The 16,731-nt window shown below is 66.2% G+C and carries 17 protein-coding genes; 12 read left to right on the forward strand and 5 right to left on the reverse strand.

All coding sequences use genetic code 11. The features are described from left to right. Positions 1 to 198 precede the first annotated feature (198 nt). The 7 genes from ACVWY1_RS04580 (at position 199) to ribD (ending at position 7,141) form a co-directional block, all read left to right on the forward strand. Positions 199 to 1,242 (forward strand): methyltransferase, encoded by a 1,044-nt coding sequence (locus ACVWY1_RS04580; RefSeq protein WP_110701543.1) that lies wholly within the window; start codon positions 199 to 201, stop codon positions 1,240 to 1,242. Further along, positions 1,242 to 2,135 carry a VOC family protein gene (locus tag ACVWY1_RS04585; RefSeq protein ID WP_102685060.1) on the forward strand — a complete coding sequence of 298 codons (894 nt, stop codon included), beginning with the start codon at positions 1,242 to 1,244 and terminating at the stop codon, positions 2,133 to 2,135. Before ACVWY1_RS04580 ends, ACVWY1_RS04585 begins: the two co-directional genes overlap by 1 nt. Positions 2,136 to 2,200: 65 nt before the next feature. Further along, entirely contained in the window at positions 2,201 to 3,211 is a 1,011-nt protein-coding gene (locus ACVWY1_RS04590; protein ID WP_139670375.1) for a formylglycine-generating enzyme family protein, read from the forward strand. A 34-nt stretch (positions 3,212 to 3,245) separates the two neighbouring features. Continuing rightward, a complete protein-coding gene (gene ribA / locus ACVWY1_RS04595) occupies positions 3,246 to 3,842 on the forward strand; it encodes a GTP cyclohydrolase II RibA (RefSeq protein ID WP_102685058.1) in 597 nt (198 codons plus the stop codon). A gap of 24 nt (positions 3,843 to 3,866) precedes the next feature. Further along, entirely contained in the window at positions 3,867 to 5,558 is a 1,692-nt protein-coding gene (locus tag ACVWY1_RS04600; protein ID WP_102685057.1) for a WD40 repeat domain-containing protein, read from the forward strand. A 12-nt stretch (positions 5,559 to 5,570) separates the two neighbouring features. Then, positions 5,571 to 6,230: an SAM-dependent methyltransferase gene (locus ACVWY1_RS04605; RefSeq protein ID WP_102685056.1), complete on the forward strand. Its 660-nt coding sequence runs from the start codon at positions 5,571 to 5,573 to the stop codon at positions 6,228 to 6,230. Then, entirely contained in the window at positions 6,227 to 7,141 is a 915-nt protein-coding gene (gene ribD, locus ACVWY1_RS04610) for a bifunctional diaminohydroxyphosphoribosylaminopyrimidine deaminase/5-amino-6-(5-phosphoribosylamino)uracil reductase RibD (protein WP_457377850.1), read from the forward strand. The genes ACVWY1_RS04605 and ribD overlap by 4 nt, the downstream gene beginning before the upstream one ends. A gap of 130 nt (positions 7,142 to 7,271) precedes the next feature. On the opposite strand, the gene ACVWY1_RS04615 is transcribed toward ribD, so the two are convergent. Then, the gene (locus ACVWY1_RS04615) at positions 7,272 to 8,000 is read right to left on the reverse strand and encodes a class I SAM-dependent methyltransferase (protein ID WP_046855205.1); all 729 of its coding nucleotides are present in this window, start codon (positions 7,998 to 8,000) and stop codon (positions 7,272 to 7,274) included. 2 nt (positions 8,001 to 8,002) lie between these two features. Further along, positions 8,003 to 9,424, reverse strand: a complete 1,422-nt coding sequence (locus tag ACVWY1_RS04620) for an MFS transporter (RefSeq protein WP_457377851.1) — start codon at positions 9,422 to 9,424, stop codon at positions 8,003 to 8,005. A gap of 134 nt (positions 9,425 to 9,558) precedes the next feature. Between ACVWY1_RS04620 and ACVWY1_RS04625 the strand changes: the two genes are divergently transcribed. From ACVWY1_RS04625 to ACVWY1_RS04635, 3 genes are all read left to right on the forward strand, one after another. Further along, positions 9,559 to 9,879, forward strand: a complete 321-nt coding sequence (locus ACVWY1_RS04625) for a YbjQ family protein (RefSeq protein WP_023632483.1) — start codon at positions 9,559 to 9,561, stop codon at positions 9,877 to 9,879. A gap of 140 nt (positions 9,880 to 10,019) precedes the next feature. Next, on the forward strand, positions 10,020 to 10,208 hold the full coding sequence (locus tag ACVWY1_RS04630; protein ID WP_023632482.1) for a hypothetical protein: 189 nt from the start codon (positions 10,020 to 10,022) through the stop codon (positions 10,206 to 10,208). A 225-nt stretch (positions 10,209 to 10,433) separates the two neighbouring features. Further along, the gene (locus tag ACVWY1_RS04635; protein WP_139670384.1) at positions 10,434 to 10,739 is read left to right on the forward strand and encodes a hypothetical protein; all 306 of its coding nucleotides are present in this window, start codon (positions 10,434 to 10,436) and stop codon (positions 10,737 to 10,739) included. 53 nt (positions 10,740 to 10,792) lie between these two features. Here ACVWY1_RS04635 and ACVWY1_RS04640 read toward each other — a convergent pair whose 3' ends face one another. Together ACVWY1_RS04640 and ampC are read right to left on the reverse strand one after the other, a co-directional pair. Beyond that, on the reverse strand, positions 10,793 to 11,125 hold the full coding sequence (locus ACVWY1_RS04640; protein WP_046855208.1) for a hypothetical protein: 333 nt from the start codon (positions 11,123 to 11,125) through the stop codon (positions 10,793 to 10,795). A gap of 343 nt (positions 11,126 to 11,468) precedes the next feature. Beyond that, complete coding sequence (gene ampC, locus ACVWY1_RS04645; protein ID WP_457377852.1) at positions 11,469 to 12,608, reverse strand: class C beta-lactamase; 1,140 nt, start codon at positions 12,606 to 12,608, stop codon at positions 11,469 to 11,471. A gap of 133 nt (positions 12,609 to 12,741) precedes the next feature. On the opposite strand from ampC, the gene ACVWY1_RS04650 reads away from it, so the two are divergent. Next, the gene (locus tag ACVWY1_RS04650; protein WP_102685049.1) at positions 12,742 to 13,734 is read left to right on the forward strand and encodes a bile acid:sodium symporter family protein; all 993 of its coding nucleotides are present in this window, start codon (positions 12,742 to 12,744) and stop codon (positions 13,732 to 13,734) included. Between the two features lie 34 nt (positions 13,735 to 13,768). Here the strand turns inward: ACVWY1_RS04650 and ACVWY1_RS04655 are convergent, their stop codons facing one another. Continuing rightward, on the reverse strand, positions 13,769 to 15,085 hold the full coding sequence (locus ACVWY1_RS04655; RefSeq protein ID WP_258600547.1) for a hypothetical protein: 1,317 nt from the start codon (positions 15,083 to 15,085) through the stop codon (positions 13,769 to 13,771). 219 nt (positions 15,086 to 15,304) lie between these two features. Between ACVWY1_RS04655 and ACVWY1_RS04660 the strand changes: the two genes are divergently transcribed. Continuing rightward, the gene (locus ACVWY1_RS04660; RefSeq protein ID WP_102685047.1) at positions 15,305 to 16,519 is read left to right on the forward strand and encodes a sugar transporter; all 1,215 of its coding nucleotides are present in this window, start codon (positions 15,305 to 15,307) and stop codon (positions 16,517 to 16,519) included. Positions 16,520 to 16,731: the final 212 nt, after the last annotated feature.

Raw genomic sequence — 16,731 nt, forward strand, 5'->3', positions numbered from 1 at the left:
ACGATTATCGATGAGAAAATTTATATGCGATAAAAATATAAAAGGTATTAGTTGTATTTATTAGATCCGCGTCTAGGCTGATCTGCGGAGCCTGTGCTTGCCGGTCCCAGGGAGGGGTGCGTGCAAGTGCGTCAACACCTTGCTGGCAAATGCCGGGCATGGGCCCATCAAACAACAACTCGACAGGGATGTGAGTGCATGAATGCCCAGAAACCCGTGACCATCTATGAACACGCCGATGAAGTGAGCAGCCTGCAGGGCGTGGTCGACCTGGTGAAGCTCTCCGACCAGTACCGCCAGTCCGCCATCCTGCATTCGGCGCTGGCCCAGCGCGTGTTCGACCACACCCGCCAGCCAGTCGGTGCCGAGGCATTGAGCGATGCGCTGGGTTGGGTGCCGAACAAGGGCCGTATCTTCCTCAACGCGCTGGTGGCCATGGGCCTGCTCAAGCGCACCGCACAAGGCTTCGAGAACCTGCCGCTGAGCCAGCGTTTCCTGGTCAGCGACAGCGCCGAGTTCATCGGCCCGATCATCGACCATCAGCGCCTGCAGTGGCACAACTGGCCACGCCTGGACGAAGTCCTGCGCAGCCGCGATTCGCTGGACTTCCAGCAGGAAAATCGCTTCAAGCACGACCTGGCGGCCCGCGATGCCTTCAACGACGCCATGGTCCGTTTCAGCCAGCCGATGGTGGACGTGCTGCGTGACCTGCCGCTGTTCGACAAGGCCCGTCGGGTGATCGACCTCGCCGGCGGCCACGGCACCTACCTGGCCGAGATCGCCAGCCGCCATCCGCAGGTCAAAGGGGAGGTCTGGGACCTGGAACCCACCCGCGAGGCGGCCGCGGCCACCTTCGCCAAGTACCGACTCGACGAGCGCCTGGGTTTCCATGCCCGCAACCTGTTGGACCTGGCCCAGTACCAGGGCGAGCGCGCCGATGTGGTGATGCTCAACGACTGCCTGCACTACTTCACCCGCGAGCAGGTGCGCACCCTGATCGCTGGCGCCGCTGGCATGGTCGAGGGCGACGGCGCGCTGCTGGTGCTGAGCATGGCCCTGGAAGACGATGAGATTCATCCGGCCCTGTCGGCCGACTTCTCCCTGCACATGATGCTCAACACGGTCAACGGTGAACTGCACCCCAGCCGTTACCTGATCGACAGCATGGCAGCGGCGGGGCTCACGGTGGAGCAGGAACCGATCGGCCGCTACACCCTGCTGATCGGGCGGAGGGCTGCCTGATGTTGCGTCTATTGGCATTGCACGCCGCGCCGCTCGGTGACGCCGCTGCCCAGGCCCTGGACAGCCTGGGCAGCGCCGCGGCCGCAGCGGGTTTCAGCCTGCAGGTCAGCCAGAAGCCGGTCGGCCAGGGTCCGGTGGACGCGGTCTGCCTGTTGCTCGACAGCGCCACGCCCCCCACGGCGCTGAACACCCTGCTCAGTGAGGCCGCCGGGCTGTGCCGGAATACCGCGCTGGTGCTGGTGCGGGTGCAAGGCACGCTGGCGCAGCTGCCGTCCGCCACGGGGGTGATCGCCCAGTGGCAGCAGGCCAGCCAGGGCTTCCTCTACCCGTACCCGCTGGATATCGCCAGCGGGCAGGTACCCGGGGTGGCGATCAAGGACTGGCTGGCGGGCTTCGCCAAGTTCGCCGCGGCAACCAAACTGTGGCGTTCCCTCGACGGCCTGGAGCTGGACGAGGCGGCGCGGGCCAGGCAGCGTCCGGAAATGAACCACGTGAACATCCTGACCCGCGACCTGGAGGCGTCCAAGGCCTTCTACAGCGACATACTCGGCGCCAACTACTGCTACAACCTCGGCCCGCGCAAGGCAGTCATGGAGCTTAACGGCTTCGACTTCTTCATCGAACAGAGCGAGTCGTTCAGCTACCCGGCCGGCTACCACATCGGCATACGGGCACTGCCCGAGGATGTAAGGCGCATTGCCGACCAGGTCACCGCCGCCGGCACCATCAAGCTGGTCAAGGGCAACGGCCCGGCGCCGGGTTATCACCATGGGCCGGACAACGTGCGCAGCGCCGTCTACTTCGAAGACCCCGATGGGCTGGTGATCGAGGTGTACAGCGCCGAAGTGGAGATGATCGAAAGCAACCCGCGGTTGCTCCTCGACCGTCTCTGACCCCACGTCGTCACACGCCTGCCGTGCCTTTGCGCGCGCAGGTGTGTGCCCAGGCAGGTATTCGCATGAACAGCTACAAACAGTGGCATTGGCCACGGCTGCCCAGCCCGTTGCCCAAGGATGTCAGTGACCGGGCGTTGATGGGCTATTCCGAGCAGTACCAGGAGCATCCCCTGCAGGCCAAGGTCGGCGAAGCGTTCGCCGATCTGCTCCAGGCTCCGCTGGACGTCCTGCTCGCCATCCTGGAACAGCCGCGCCAGCCTTTGGCGCGTCGCATCGGCGCCGGCGAGGTGCTGGCGTTGCGCGGTGATCCACGCATCGACACCTTCGCCCCGGACATGATCGACATTCCCGCGGCACGGGTGCACATCGGCCTGGACCCAGGCGCGGTGGCGCAGGTGATGGACCAGTTCGACGGGCTGGGCCTGGACCGCAGCTGGATCGAAAAGGAGACCCCGCGCCATGCGGTCGAGCTGGCGGCGTTCCGCATCGCCCGCTTCCCGGTGACGCACCAGGAGTATCGCCAGTTCCTGCTCGACAGCGGTCATGCCGGCATCCCCGACGGCTGGGCCTTCGGCCGTTACCCACGACACCATGCCAACCACCCGGTGTACAGCGTCTCGGCCAGCGATGCCGATGCCTATGCCCGCTGGCTCAGCGAGCGTACCGGCCGGCGCTTCGCCCTGCCCACGGAGGCGCAGTGGGAGTATGCCGCCGCCGGTGCTGAAGGGCGCCAGTTCCCCTGGGGCGACGCCTACCAGGTCGAGCACGCCAACACTGCCGAGCTGGGCTATCTGGACAGCACGCCGGTCGGTGTGTTCATCGATGCGGCCTCGCCGTTCGGCGTGCTGGACATGGCCGGCAACGTGGAGGAGTACGTTGCCGAGGACTACCAGCCTTACCCCGGTGGCCCCCGCATCGAGGACGACCTGGTGCTCGATGTTGGCACCCACCGCGTGGCCCGTGGTGGCAGCTTCACCCGTTTCCGCGACCTGGCGCGTACCGCGCGCCGCCACGGGCGTTACCCGCGACCGATCTACGTCATGGGTTTGCGCCTGGTTGAAAACCACAACTGAGTTTTTCCGTCTTCCGTGCAAGAGGTCTGATTCCATGAACAAGGATGTTTCGCTTCACACCATCGTGCCGATTTCCATCCTCGGCGGCGATGTCGATGCTCATTTCTTCGGCTTCCACGGCTTCGAGCGTGACCAGGAGCATTTCGCCGTGGGTATCGGGCGCGATCAGTGCGACGTGCCGCTGGTGCGGGTGCATTCCGAATGCATCACCGGCGATGTGTTCGGCTCGCAGCGCTGCGATTGCGGCCCGCAGCTGCAGGAGGCCCTGCGCACCCTCAAGGAGGTCGGCGGCTACCTGATCTACCTGCGCCAGGAAGGGCGCGGTATCGGCCTGTACTCGAAGTTCGAGGCCTATCTGCTGCAGGACTCGGGCCTGGACACCTACGAAGCCAACCTGCGCCTCAACCACCTGGCCGACTCACGCTCCTTCGACCCTGCCGTGCAGATCCTGCGCGCCCTGGGCGTGGACCAGTGCCGGCTGCTGACCAACAACCCGGAGAAGGTCGCCCAGTTACGCGCCGGCGGCATCGATGTGATCGAGCAGGTACCCACCGGGGTGTTCCTGACCAACCACAACCGCAACTACCTGCAGGCGAAGGCCGTCAAGTCCGCCCATTCGATCAAGCTCTGACCCCCAGCGAAAAAGGATCTTTCGATGAAACACATTGGCCCTATCAGCGGTATCGCCGCCCATGCCGCGCACTTCGTCGCCACCGCAGGCTACGACAACCAGGTGATCCTGTGGAACGCGGCCACCGGCGAGCCGATCCACCGTGTGCACCATGACCACCTGGCCAACCAGTGCGCCTTCAGCAGCGACGGCAAGCACCTGGTCAGCGCCAGCAGCGACTACACCGCGCGTATCTGGGAAGTGCCGAGCATGCGCCTGAAGGCCGTGCTGCAAGGGCACAACGACGACGTCGAGATGGCGGTGTTCTCGCCCGACAGCCTGCGCGTGGCGACCTGTTCGCGCGACCACGTGCTGCGCATCTTCGACCTCGATGGCGTGCAGCTGCAGGCATTCCATGGCCACCAGGCCGACGTGATCTCGGTGGTCTGGTCGCCGGATGGCCAGCGCCTGATCTCCAGCAGCGATGACGGCACCGTGCGCCAGTGGGACACCCGCAGCGGCCAGCAATGCGACGAGGTGGACATCGGCGGCGTGGAAACCGATACCATCGCCATCACCCGCGAAGGCGTGGTGTTCGCCGGCGATGACGAGGGGCGCATCTCGATCATCGCCGACGGCCAGGTGCAGACCGTGGCGGCCCATGCCGCAGGGATCAAGCGCATTGTCTGGAACGACGACAAACGCCTGCTGGTGAGCCTGAGCTACGATCGCTCGGCGATACTCTGGACCTTCGACGCCGGGCGCAACCTGGTCAAGCGCCGCAGCACCGCGCTGCCGAGCATCGTCTGGCCACGCAGCTGCGCCTTCGTCGGCGACGAGCAACTGGTGTTCGCCACCTTCGGCTCGCGCTACGCCACCTGGAACTACGAGCAGGACCAGTGGCAGGTGTCGGGCATCGAGCCGGCGGTGAGCATCAATGCCGTGGTGCGCAGCGAAGAGCGCCAGTACAGCATCGGCGACGCCGGTATCCTGCACCGTGACGACCAGCCGGTGACCTGTGTCGGCAGCCTGTGCAACTTCCTCCTGCCGTTCGGGCCGCTGCTGCTGACCGGTGGTCAGATGGGTCAGGTGTTCGATGGCCTGTCCGGGCGCATGCTCTACCAGCACCGTTCGCCGCTCAACTGTGGCGCCACCTTCGTCAAGCAGGGCGAGGACCTGGCGCTGATCGGCACCTACACCGGCGAAGGCCTGGTGTTCGGCCATGACGGCAAGGGCGGCCTGCGCCTGGTGGCATCGATCCCCATGCACGACAACGCGATCAAGGGCGTGGCCGCCGACGAGCGTCACCTGTTCAGCGTCTGCGCCTCGGCCGACGCCGCGTTGCACAGCATCGCCGACTTCAGCTGCGTGCGGCACATCGAGGCGGCGCACACCCGCATTTCCAACGGCTGCTGCCCGATCACCGGCGGTTTCGCCAGCATCGGCCGCGACCTCAAGTTGCGCCTGTGGCTGGAGACCGGCGACGAGGTGTTCGATTCGCCGCACCAGCACTCGATCAAATGCATCGCTGCCTCCAGCGATGGCCGGGTGATCGCCACCGCTGCCTACAACGGTACCGTGGCGCTGTTCGACCTGGCCTCGCGGCGCTGGCTGCCGGTGCAGCGACCCACCGCCAGCGGCATTTCCTGCCTGACCCATGACGCGGCCAGCGATGCGTTCCTGGCCAGTTCCTATGACGGGCGCATCTACGGCATCGACGCCCGCCTGGCATCTTGAAGGAGCAGCACGATGAGCAAGCAAGCAAGCGACTTCATGCCCCAGGGCGACTACCGCAAGGCCCTCGACACCTCGTTCGTGCACCGCTACAGCCATGGCGAGGACGAGTGGTCGTGGGATGTCGGCATGATCCAGGCGGCCCAGGCCTTCCTTGAACGGCTCGACCCGCAGGGCGACCAGCATGTGCTGGATATCGGCGTGGGTCGCGGCCGCGACGCCTCCACCTTTATCCTCGCCGGGCACCGCGTCACCGGGCTGGATATCGTCGAGAACTCCAGCTGGCCGTTGCTGCGCAAGCGTTGGGGCGATCGCCTGGACCTGGTGAACAAGGCCATGCAGGACTGGCAGCCGGCGCCGGGAACGGTGTTCGACGCGGCCCTGGACAACGGCTGCTTCCACCACCAGCACCCGGATGAATGGGGCCCTTACCTGGCCCATGTGCGCCGGCTGCTGCGCCCCGGCGCCTTGGTGGGGCTGAACGTGTTCGGGGTTGATGATGCCCACCCCGAGGCGGGGTGGCGGGAAATGGACAACCAGCGCCAGGGCTATTTCTTCACCGACGATGGCATCCGCCAGACACTGGAGGCCCACGGCTTCACCTGGCAGGGCCTGGAGGTGATCGAGCGTCAGCATGGCGAGGCCCGCTATCTGCTGGCGCTGGTCCGCACGTGAGTGCGCTCGACCGCCACTACCTGGACATGGCCCTGGCGCTTGCCAACCAGGGCCTGTACAGCACCATGCCCAACCCGCGCGTCGGCTGCGTGATCGTCAACGATGGCCAGGTGGTGGGGCGCGGCTGGCACCAGCGCGCCGGCCACGCCCATGCCGAGGTACACGCCTTGCAGGAGGCAGGCCCGGCGGCGCGGGGGGCCACCGCCTATGTGACGCTCGAACCTTGTGGTCACCATGGGCGCACCCCGCCGTGTGCCGATGCCCTGGTGGCCGCCGGGGTGCGCCGGGTGGTCACGGCCAGTGCCGATGCGTCGCAGAGCATCGGTGCGCTTCGGCTGCGCGAAGCGGGCATCGCGGTCGAGGCCATGCCCTGTCCCACGGCGCGAGCGCTCAATCGCGGGTTTTTCTCGCGCATCGAGCGCCAGCGCCCCTGGGTGCGGGTGTTGCGGCCGGCGGCGCTGGCCATCGGCGCGATGGGTGAGGGCGCGATGCTCAGCCATTGCGACGAGCAGGCGCCGCTGGAGCACTGGCGGGGCAGGGCGTCGGCGTTGTTGACCACCTGTGACTGGGTCAAGGCCTGCGACCCGTCGCTGCTGGCGCAGGTACCGGCACAGCGAGTCGAGCCGGTGACTCCGTTGCGGGTGGTGGTCGATCAGGGGCTCGATTGCCCAGCCTCGGCCAAGGTGCTGGATGGCCTTGCACCGACGCTGGTGCTGCATGCGGCGCGGGCGATGCGTGACGGGCGCTATGCCCGGGCGCGCTGCCAGGTGATCGAGGAGGTCGATGCGCGGCGGGTGTTGCAAGCGTTGTACGAGCTCGACTGCAATGAAGTCCAGGTCGAGGCGCAGCCGGCGTGGTGCGAGGCTCTGGCGCGCCAAGGGCTGGTGGATGAGTGGCTGGTGCAGGTCTGAGCGGGGACGCCTTGTGCGTCCCATCGCTGGCAAGCCGGTTCCTACGGGATGGCGCATGGCTTGAGGTTGGCCGCGATCGGTGTGGGAGCCGGCTTGCCGGCGATGCGCCGCGTTAGCGGCGCCAGTGATCTCAGCGGCTGCAGATCAACCCGACTTGCAGGCTGTTCTGTTCGAACAGGTCCCAATACCCCGGCGGATGCGCCTTCTTGCGGATGCCGCTGATCAGCGGGGCGATCCAGCGCACATTGCGCAGGCCCACGTCATGGGCGGCCTGCTCGTAGACCGCCTTGTGCCAGCGGTAGTAGGTGAAGTCCGCCGGCGGCGTGCTCATGAACTGTCCCTGGCAGCGAAAGCCGCCTTCGACCGGCTGTTCGTCCAGTACGCGGATGCCGTACTCGGTGAAGTTGCCACGGGCCAGGTCGAAGGCCGGGTTGGCGGTGTAGGCAATCAATCGACCGGACGGCTTGAGATTGAGGGCGACGCTTTCGAACATGCGCCGCAGCTCCTCGACGCTGCCGGCGTAGTTGAACAACCATGCCGCAGTGACCTTGTCGAACTGGCCGATCTGGCCCATCTGCGCCACGTCGCGCACTTCGTAGGCGATGCCGTCGTTGGCCTGGCGCGCCTGATAGATCATGCTCGGCGAGATGTCCACCCCATGCACCCGCGCCGCGCCCCAGTCCTTCAGGCGGCGGCTGAAGAAACCATGGCCGCAGGCCAGGTCGAGGATCTCCTCGCCGATCACTTCGCCGGCCATGTAGCGAAAGGTGTCGACCTCGACCCCGCGCTGGCTGGCGTGGCTGGTGAAGTCTTCGAACTGCTCGCTGATGCGCTCGTAGACTTCCTTGGATTCCTTCATGGTCACTCCTTGCGTTCAGAGGTGAGGCGCAGCGCCAATGGCAGGGCCAGCAGCGGTGCGCAGGCGAATACGGCGAACAGCCACAATGCCGCCCGGCGCGCGCCCTCGACGCCACCGGGCTCGACCAGCCCGGCGCTGTTGGCTACCAGGCCGGCCAGGGCCGCGGCCAGCGCGGTGGCATACAGCTGCACGGTGGTGATCGAGGCCGAAGCGAGGTTTTCCTCGCCGGGGCGCGCCGCTTGCAGCACGCGGGTAAGCAAGTGCGGCCAGCCCAGGCCGATGCCCAGGCCCACGCCGGCCAGGGCCAGGGCAAACACGGCCAGGCCCGGCGTGCTGGCCACCCACGTCACGGCGGGTGTCAGCAGAGCCAGGGCCAGTAGCGCCAGGACCACCAGCAGCGGGCCGCAGCGGATCTGCCAGGCGCCGCCATCGCGGTCACGCCCGGCGCTGGCCAGGGCGCCGACCGTCCAGCCGGCGGCCATCACGGCCGTCAGGTAGCCCGCGGCCAGGGGGCCGAAGCCATGGATGCGCTGGAGGAAATAGGGCACATAGATCTCGGTGGTGATGGCCGCCACCAGCAGGCACATCATGGCGAACAGCGCGCCCATCGGTTGCCTGAGACTGTAGGCGCCGGTGGGCAGCAGGTGGTGACGGGCACGGGGATCGAGGCGGGCGATCAGCGCGGCGATGGCCAGCCCGGCGACGATCCCGGCCAGATTGACCCACAATGAGTCGGCCAGGCTGGCCGCGCAGATCGCCAACACCGAGGCCACCAGGCAGGCGATCAGGCCATAGGCCGGGCGTGCGCCATTGTCGTCCAGCGCCTGGCGCGCCGGCAGACGCAGGCAGACGATCAGCGCCAGGGCGGCGGCCACCGGCAGTAGCGACCAGAATGCCCAGCGCCAGTGCCCGCCCTCGGCGAACACGCCGCCCACGGCCGGGCCGCACAGCGTGGCCACCCCCCACATTGCCGAGACCAGGGCCATGGCGCGGGGCCACAGGCGGGTCTCGAACACCAGGTGGATCAGTGCATAGCTCAAGGCGAACAGGATGCCACCGCCCAGGCCCTGCACGCTGCGCCCGACCAGCAGCAGCGGCATGCTGGTGGCCATTGCGCACACTGCCGAACCGAGGGTGAACACCAGCAGTGCGAGCAGATAGGCGACCCGTGGCCCGCCGCGAGCGAGCAAACGGGTGGAAAGGGTCGAGCCGATGATCGAGGCCACCACGAACAAGGTGGTGTTCCAGGCATAGAAGGCCAACCCGCCGATTTCGTCGATCACCGTGGGCAGCAGCGTGGTGACGATATAGACATTGACGGCGTGCAGGGCGACCCCGCCGGCCAGGGCGATCGAGCGCAGCGCGTTGCCGCCGCTGAGCAGTTCGCTCCAGCGTGCGGGGGGCTGTTCGGGGATGGCGGTCATGAAGGCTCCTTGCGTGATCCTGCGTTGGGAGTCTAGGAGCCGGAAAATCATTATTCAAGAAGTTGCTTGTGTAATTTGGCTGCAGTGGATTTGTTAGGATCGTGCTCTTTTGTCTTGTTCCAGGAGCTTCACCCATGATCATCAGCACCACCAGCCAGCTCGAAGGCCGCCCCGTTGCCGAATACCTCGGTGTGGTCAGCGCCGAATCGGTGCAGGGGATCAACTTCGTGCGCGATTTCTTCGCACGCTTTCGCGACTTCTTCGGTGGCCGTTCGCAGACCCTGGAGAGTGCGCTGAAGCTGGCCCGCGAGCAGGCCACCGAGGAGCTTGTGGCGCGGGCACGGCAGTTGCAAGCCGATGCGGTGGTAGGCGTGGACTTCGAGATCAGCATGCCGTCGGTGCAGGGCGGCATGGTCGTGGTGTTCGCCACCGGTACGGCGGTGCGGTTGAAGTAAGGCCAGTTGCCACTGGTCGGGCAAGGAGGTTTTGTCCGGCTGGTCTGTAAATGACCGACTAGTCTCACTTCAACGGGCCGCTGCTTCACTAGGCAGGTGCATTGCCTGCCGGCACGGTCGCCATTGGAGGGAGTCAGGGCATGAGCGAATCTTTTTTTGAAGACCTGAACGATGCGTTTCCGATCAACAGCCAGGTGCGCTGCGGGCAAGCGGCCTTGCGCCTGGGCTTTGCCAACATGACCCTGGACGAATCGGAGCAACTGCAGCCGGCGCACCTGCAACGGGCCAAGAAGGGGCGGTTCACGCCGCGTGTCCCGTCGAAAAAGTGAAACAGCACATTAGCGGGGCAAGCCCGCTCCCACAGACCTTGCTAGAAATCTGTGGGGGCGGGCTTGCCCCGCGATCATGTTGGTCCGAACACTGCAAAACCGCCCAACGGCACGCATTTCCCGCCATTTCTTGATCCCGCTCATGGTATCGGCGCGTCCCCCTCGCCGCCGGCTCGAGGCTGTGCTTTTCTTGCGCGGCATGTCAGACACGGAGTATCGACTTCAATGCGAATCAGGGAAGAGACCTACTGGCAATGGGCCGATGCGCAGTTGCACAGCCGCAGCCATGACGAGGAGTTGAGCGACGGCACCAGCATCGATGTGCAGGTGCGCCTGTCCAGGGTTGGCGCCACGCAGCTGTTTCTCGGGCTGTACGCCCGCGACGGCAAGGCACTGCTGGAGGAGTACTACCCCTCGCGTCCGGGCGAAACCATGACACGGGCCCTGGTGTGGGGCGTTGACCGTGCCCGCGCCCTGGCCACGGGCGCCTTGCCGCTGCCCGAAGCGATGCCGCGCAGGCGCCAGGCATGAAAAAGCCCGGCCTTTGTCGGGCCGGGCTCAAGAAACGGTGTAAAGCCGCGGGATCAGTTCAACGCGTCGATCACCTTGATTGCCTGCCGCTCGCGGGCGGTCGGCCATTCTTGTTGCAGGGTCTCGAGTACGCGACCGACGAAGGAGGTGTCGGCGGCGGCCTTCTTGCCGACGTAGCCCTGGCCACGGCGGTAGACCTTGAAACGGGCGCGCATGCTGGGCATGTGCGATTCGAACTCGTCTTCGACCGTGTTCGGCGGCAGGCGATCCAGGCGGACCTCGCCGGATTGGCTGACCCACAGCAGGTGGTCGTCGAGGCTGTCCTTGCGCGCGGCGAACAGCTGGGCCAGTTGGTCGATGGTTGGATTGTTGTTCAAGTTCATCATAAAGCCCCCATTACTCACATTCGTTGGTGAAGTTCGTCTGAAGTTCACATTGGCGCCACACCATGTAGCGCGCTAACCAAGGCTGCTACAGCAGCTTCGCAACAGGGGCTTTCTCACGCTGCCTTCTGGGCAGTTTCCCTCTCCACGGACGGCCTGCGTTACCGCGCAGACCGTCTGGAACACCCTTGCCACCGCTCCCGATCAGGGAGACGGCCTCATCATGCCCAAGGCGCGGGAAGGGCGTCAACCGTTTTGTAGTGATTATTTTTAGTCACTACATCTTGTCGGACAATCCTCTTCGTTGTGTCTGTCGAGTCCGTTCGCCGGCGTCGGGAATCGGCCGTCATGGCTCCAGGCTTGAGAGGATGCGTTGCGCGACACGTACCCGCTCCTCGTTGGGGTAGTTGCGGTTGGCCAGCAGTACGATGCCCATCTGTTTCGACGGCACGAATGCCACGTAGGCGCCAAAACCGCTGGTTGCGCCGGTTTTGTTGTACCAGGCGGCGGGTTCGGCGGGCAGTGCCGGGGTCAGCGCGTGGGTGGCGTTGGGCTCGCGGACCAGCCTGGCGCCGTTGTAGTCCAGCAGGGTGTCGAGGGCGACCGGATAGGGATAGCGCTCCCAGCCCAGGCCCTGGGTCATGGCGCCGACCTGGAAGTAGCCGGCCTGGGTGATGGCGATGGCCTGGCGCAGGGCAGGGTCGAGCGCGGCCGGTTGCAGTTGCAACTGGACATAGCGCAACAGGTCGCTGGCGCTGGTCTTGATGCCGTAGGCCTGCTCGGCGTAAGGGCCCGGGCTGACTCGCACAGGCTTGTCCTTGGCGTCGTAGCCCTGGGCATAGAGGCCCCGGAGGTTGGCCGGTACTTCCAGGTAGGTATGCTCGAGGCCCAACCGAGGCAGCAGCCCCTGGGTCATCAGCTCGGCGAATGGCCGCTGTTGCGCACGCGCCGCCAGGTCGCCGAACAGGCCCAGGCTGGGGTTCGAGTAGCAGCGCTGGGTGCCGGGTTCGGCGCGGCGTTGCCAGTGCTGCAACCAGGCCAGGGTCTGTTCAGGCGTTTGCACCTCGTCGGGAAACTGCAGCGGCAGGCAGTCGCCGCTGTAGGCGCCCAGCTCAAGCACACTGGCGCTGCCGATCGGCGCCTTGGCCAGGGCGGGCTGGTAGCGGCTGGCGGGCGCCGCGAGGTCGAGCTTGCCCTCGGCGCTGGCCAGGGCGGCGAGGGTGGCGGTGTAGGTCTTGCTCACCGAGCCGACCTCGAACAACGTATCGCGGGTCACTGCCTGGCCGCGGGCCTTGTCGGCCAGGCCGTAGTTGAAATAATGCGATTGGCCATTGGCATACACTGCCACGGCCATGCCGGCGATGCCGTGCTCGCGCATCAGCGGCTGGATGACGCCATCGACGCTGTGCTGCAGGTCGCCTGCCAACAGTGGTGGCGCGGCCAGCGTCAGGGCAGTGGCCACCAGCAGGTGCGGGGGACGTTTCATGGTGCAAGGTTCCTTTTCGTGATTCAGCCGCCGGGTTGTCCGTTGGGCGACACTGACGGGGGTTCCGGCGTTAGCGGCTTAAAGGCCGAGACCTTATCGTCCAGGCTTGCACAAAGACAAGGCGGAATCTGTGATGAGATATTTGCGCATGCTGTTCGACAACTTCACCCTGGCCCTGCTCGGGGTGGTGTTCATCGCCACCGTGCTGCCGTGTTCCGGCGAGGGCGCGGTGCTGTTCGGCTGGCTGACCAACCTGGCCATCGGCCTGCTGTTCTTCCTGCACGGCGCCAAGCTGTCGCGCGAGGCGATCATCGCCGGTGCCGGCCACTGGCGCCTGCACCTGCTGGTGTTCTCCTGCACCTTCGTGCTGTTCCCGCTGCTGGGGCTGGCGTTCAAGCCGCTGTTCGTGCCGCTGGTGGGCAATGAGCTGTACCTGGGCGTGCTCTACCTGTGCGCCTTGCCGGCCACGGTGCAGTCGGCCATCGCCTTTACCTCGCTGGCCCGTGGCAACGTGCCTGCGGCGATCTGCAGCGCGGCGGCCTCGAGCCTGCTGGGGATCTTCCTCACGCCGCTGCTGGTGATGCTGTTGCTGGGCGCTTCGGGCGACACCGGCTCCGGGCTGGATGCGGTGCTGAAGATCACCCTGCAGTTGCTGGTGCCTTTCGTCGCCGGGCAGATCGCCCGCCGCTGGATTGGTGCCTGGGTCCAGCGCAATGCGCGCTGGCTGAAGCTGGTGGACCAGGGCTCGATCCTGCTGGTGGTGTACACCGCCTTCAGCGAGGCGGTGGTGACCGGGTTGTGGCACACGGTGTCGCCGCAGCACCTGGCGGGCCTGTTCGCCGTGTGCGGGATCCTGCTGGCGGTGGTGCTGCTCGGCACGCGGCTGCTCGGGCGGCTGCTGGGCTTCAATGTCGAGGACCGCATCACCATTCTCTTCGCAGGTTCCAAGAAGAGCCTGGCAACCGGCGTGCCCATGGCCCAGGTGCTGTTCGTCGGCGGTGGCATTGGGGCAATGATCCTGCCGTTGATGCTGTTCCACCAGATCCAGCTGATGGTCTGCGCGGTGCTGGCGCAGCGTTATGCGGCGCGGGTCGAGGAGGGCGGGCAGGCGACGGCGGCTTCCTGAGACGGATTCGTTGCCGCAGGCCCGCGCCAGCGATCTACCAGGCCAGCGGCCGGTCGAACCCTTTCCAGCACAACCAGCGGCGCACCTCGCCATGCGCCCCCGTGCCGATCTGCCACTGCGGTCGGCCACGGTCCAGGGCGATCTGCGAAATGAACCCGGCATGGCTGGCCACCACCAGGGTGCGGCCGTCGGCGCTGATGTCCATCGCGCTGATGGTCGAACCAAGATAGTGCTGCCAGTGCTCGTGGCCGTCCTCGCCGAAGGCGCGCAGGTAGCCATGGGCGTCACCGACGATGTATTCGCCATCGCGGGCCACCCCGGCGTAGACCCTTGCGCCGTCCTGCAGCAGTGGCGTGCGCGGATCATTGCTGTAGAAACCGGTATCCAGCCCCGGCAGGTCGGCCAACCGCACGCCGACGGTGCCACCCTGATAGAAGTGGCAGGCATTGAGGATCAGCTGGTCGCCCCGGCGGTTGAACAGCGCGAAGTGCGGGTACTCGCTGGCCGGGCCGACCTCTGCGATGCGCCTGAACTGCTCGTCGAGCACCAGGTGACGGCCGCATTGTTCGCCCAGGGCGACCAGCCTGCCGTCCGGTGACAGCGCGGCATGTGCCATCGTCAGGCCCAGGGCGATGTCGTCCGGGTCAGTGCCCTGGCGCAGCTCCTCGAGAATATCGTCCTCGCGTGGCAGCAGGCGCGTGGCACCAGCGGCGGCAAGCACGAAGATGCCGTCGCTGCTGACCAGCAGGACTCGCTGGCCATCGGGGAAGGGCAGCAGCGCAGTGGGCGTCGGCGGCAGGTCGAAGGGGTCGAACGGGTAACCCGCCGGTAACCCTTCCAGACCATGGGGCCAGGCCAGCCGGGCCACTTGCGGGCCACCCCAGCCATCGGTCACGCGTACCCCCTCGGCGTTGCCTAGGGCGAAGTAGCGCCGCCCTGGGCAGCGCCCGAAGTGCTCGACACCGATCACCGGGGTGACGCCCTGGTCGTCGAGGCGCAGCACCTGGCCGCGCTCGAACGGCATGCCGATGCGCACCAGCAGGCTGCCGTCGTCGAGCAGCAGCAGGTTGCCGATGCCCTGGGCCTGTTCGTCGAGCAATGGCAACAGCGGCAGATGCGCCGGGGGCCAGGCTTCGCGGAACAACTGGCGTTGCTGTTCGTCGGTGCCCGGGCGGTTTATGGCCAGCAGCGCCGCCTGCCAGGCGTCGAGCAGGTGCTCGGTGGCCGGCGCCTGTGGTTCCTCCAGATCGTCCCAGCCTTGCGCGCGGCCCTGCGCGACATAGCGGTTGATGGCCTCGGCATAGGCGATGACCGCCTCGCGCCATTGCTGCTGGGGGTGCTGCTTGTCCATGGGCGGATCGAACTCCTTGTTCCGCAGGGTAGGTGATGTGCGACAAAAGGGTGCACGCAGGCGCGCATGGTACTCCGTCCGCGCCCGCGGTTGTGAGGCTCGGCCTTGATGCGTACCATGCCGGACATCCTTTCAATAAGAAAACGTGCGTCACCGGCCTGGAACCTGGGCAGGCGATGCGCGTCCTGTTGCCTTGTCCGCGGAGAAAAACATCTTCACATGAATGGTCCCGTCCCCACCTCCATGCCTCCCACCGCCGGCAGCGGCAGTTGGCTGAGCGTCATCGCCCTGGCGCTGGCGGCGTTCATCTTCAATACCACCGAGTTCGTCCCGGTGGCGCTGCTCAGCGATATCGGCCGCAGCTTCGAGATGACTACCGCACAGGTCGGCCTGATGCTGACCATCTACGCCTGGGTGGTGGCACTGGCCTCGCTGCCGATGATGCTGGTGACCCGCAACATCGAACGCCGCCGCCTGCTGCTGCTGGTGTTCCTGGTGTTCATCGTCAGCCACCTGATGTCGTGGCTGTCGCAGAGCTTCGCCATGCTGCTGGTCAGCCGCATCGGCATCGCCCTGGCCCATGCCGTGTTCTGGGCCATCACCGCGTCGCTGGCGGTGCGCGTGGCGCCGCCCGGCCAGCAGGCCAAGGCGCTGGGCCTGCTGGCCACCGGCACCACCCTGGCGATGGTCATGGGCATCCCGCTGGGGCGTGTGGTGGGTGAGGCGCTGGGCTGGCGCATTACCTTCCTGTGTATCGCCGGGGTGGCGCTGGCGACCATGCTCTGCCTGATGAAGTCGCTGCCGCTGCTGCCGAGCCAGAACTCCGGCTCGCTGCGCAGCCTGCCGGTGCTGTTCAAGCGTCCGGCGCTGGTGATCACCTACATGCTGGTAACCCTGGTGATTACCGCGCAGTTCACTGCCTACAGCTACATCGAACCCTTCGCCCTGCACGTGGCACGGATCAGTGGCGAACACACCACGTTGCTGCTGTTGCTGTACGGCGGTGCCGGCGTGTTCGGCTCGGTGTTGTTCAGCCGCTACAGCGAGCGTTTCCCCCATGGCTTCCTGGTGGGCGCCATCGGCGCGCTTGCCGCGTGCCTGCTGCTGCTGTTGCCGCTGTCGGGCAATTTCCAGGTGTTCGCCGCCCTGAGCATGGTCTGGGGCGTGGCGATCCTGAGCTTCAGCCTGGCCTTGCAGTCCAAGACCCTCAAGCTTGCCTCGGATGCCACCGACGTGGCCATGGCGTTGTTCTCCGGTATCTACAACATCGGTATCGGTGGCGGTGCGTTGCTTGGCAGCATTGTCAGCAGCCAGGTGGGCGTGGCGCATATCGGCCTGGTGGGGGGCGGCGTGGCGGTTGTCGGCCTGGTGCTGGCGCTGGCCAGTACCCAGCGCTTTCGCGAAGCCCTGACTCGGGTGCCTGGGCAGGCGTGAACCACGCCTTCTGCAGGAGCGGTCAAAGCCGCTCTTGCAGGCATTCCATTGACCAAGAATCCCGGTTCCTGGCACCTCCAGCCCTGCAAATGTCTCCCGACTGATCCGCATCAACTTCCCTGTCAACACGCGCCCCTGTAATAGGGGCGCTTGTGTATCGGCAAGGCTGCCTCTAATATCCAAGCGTTTTCTTGTGTAATTGCCTGGCGTCC

This window comes from Pseudomonas sp. TE6288 (genome assembly GCF_054062095.1).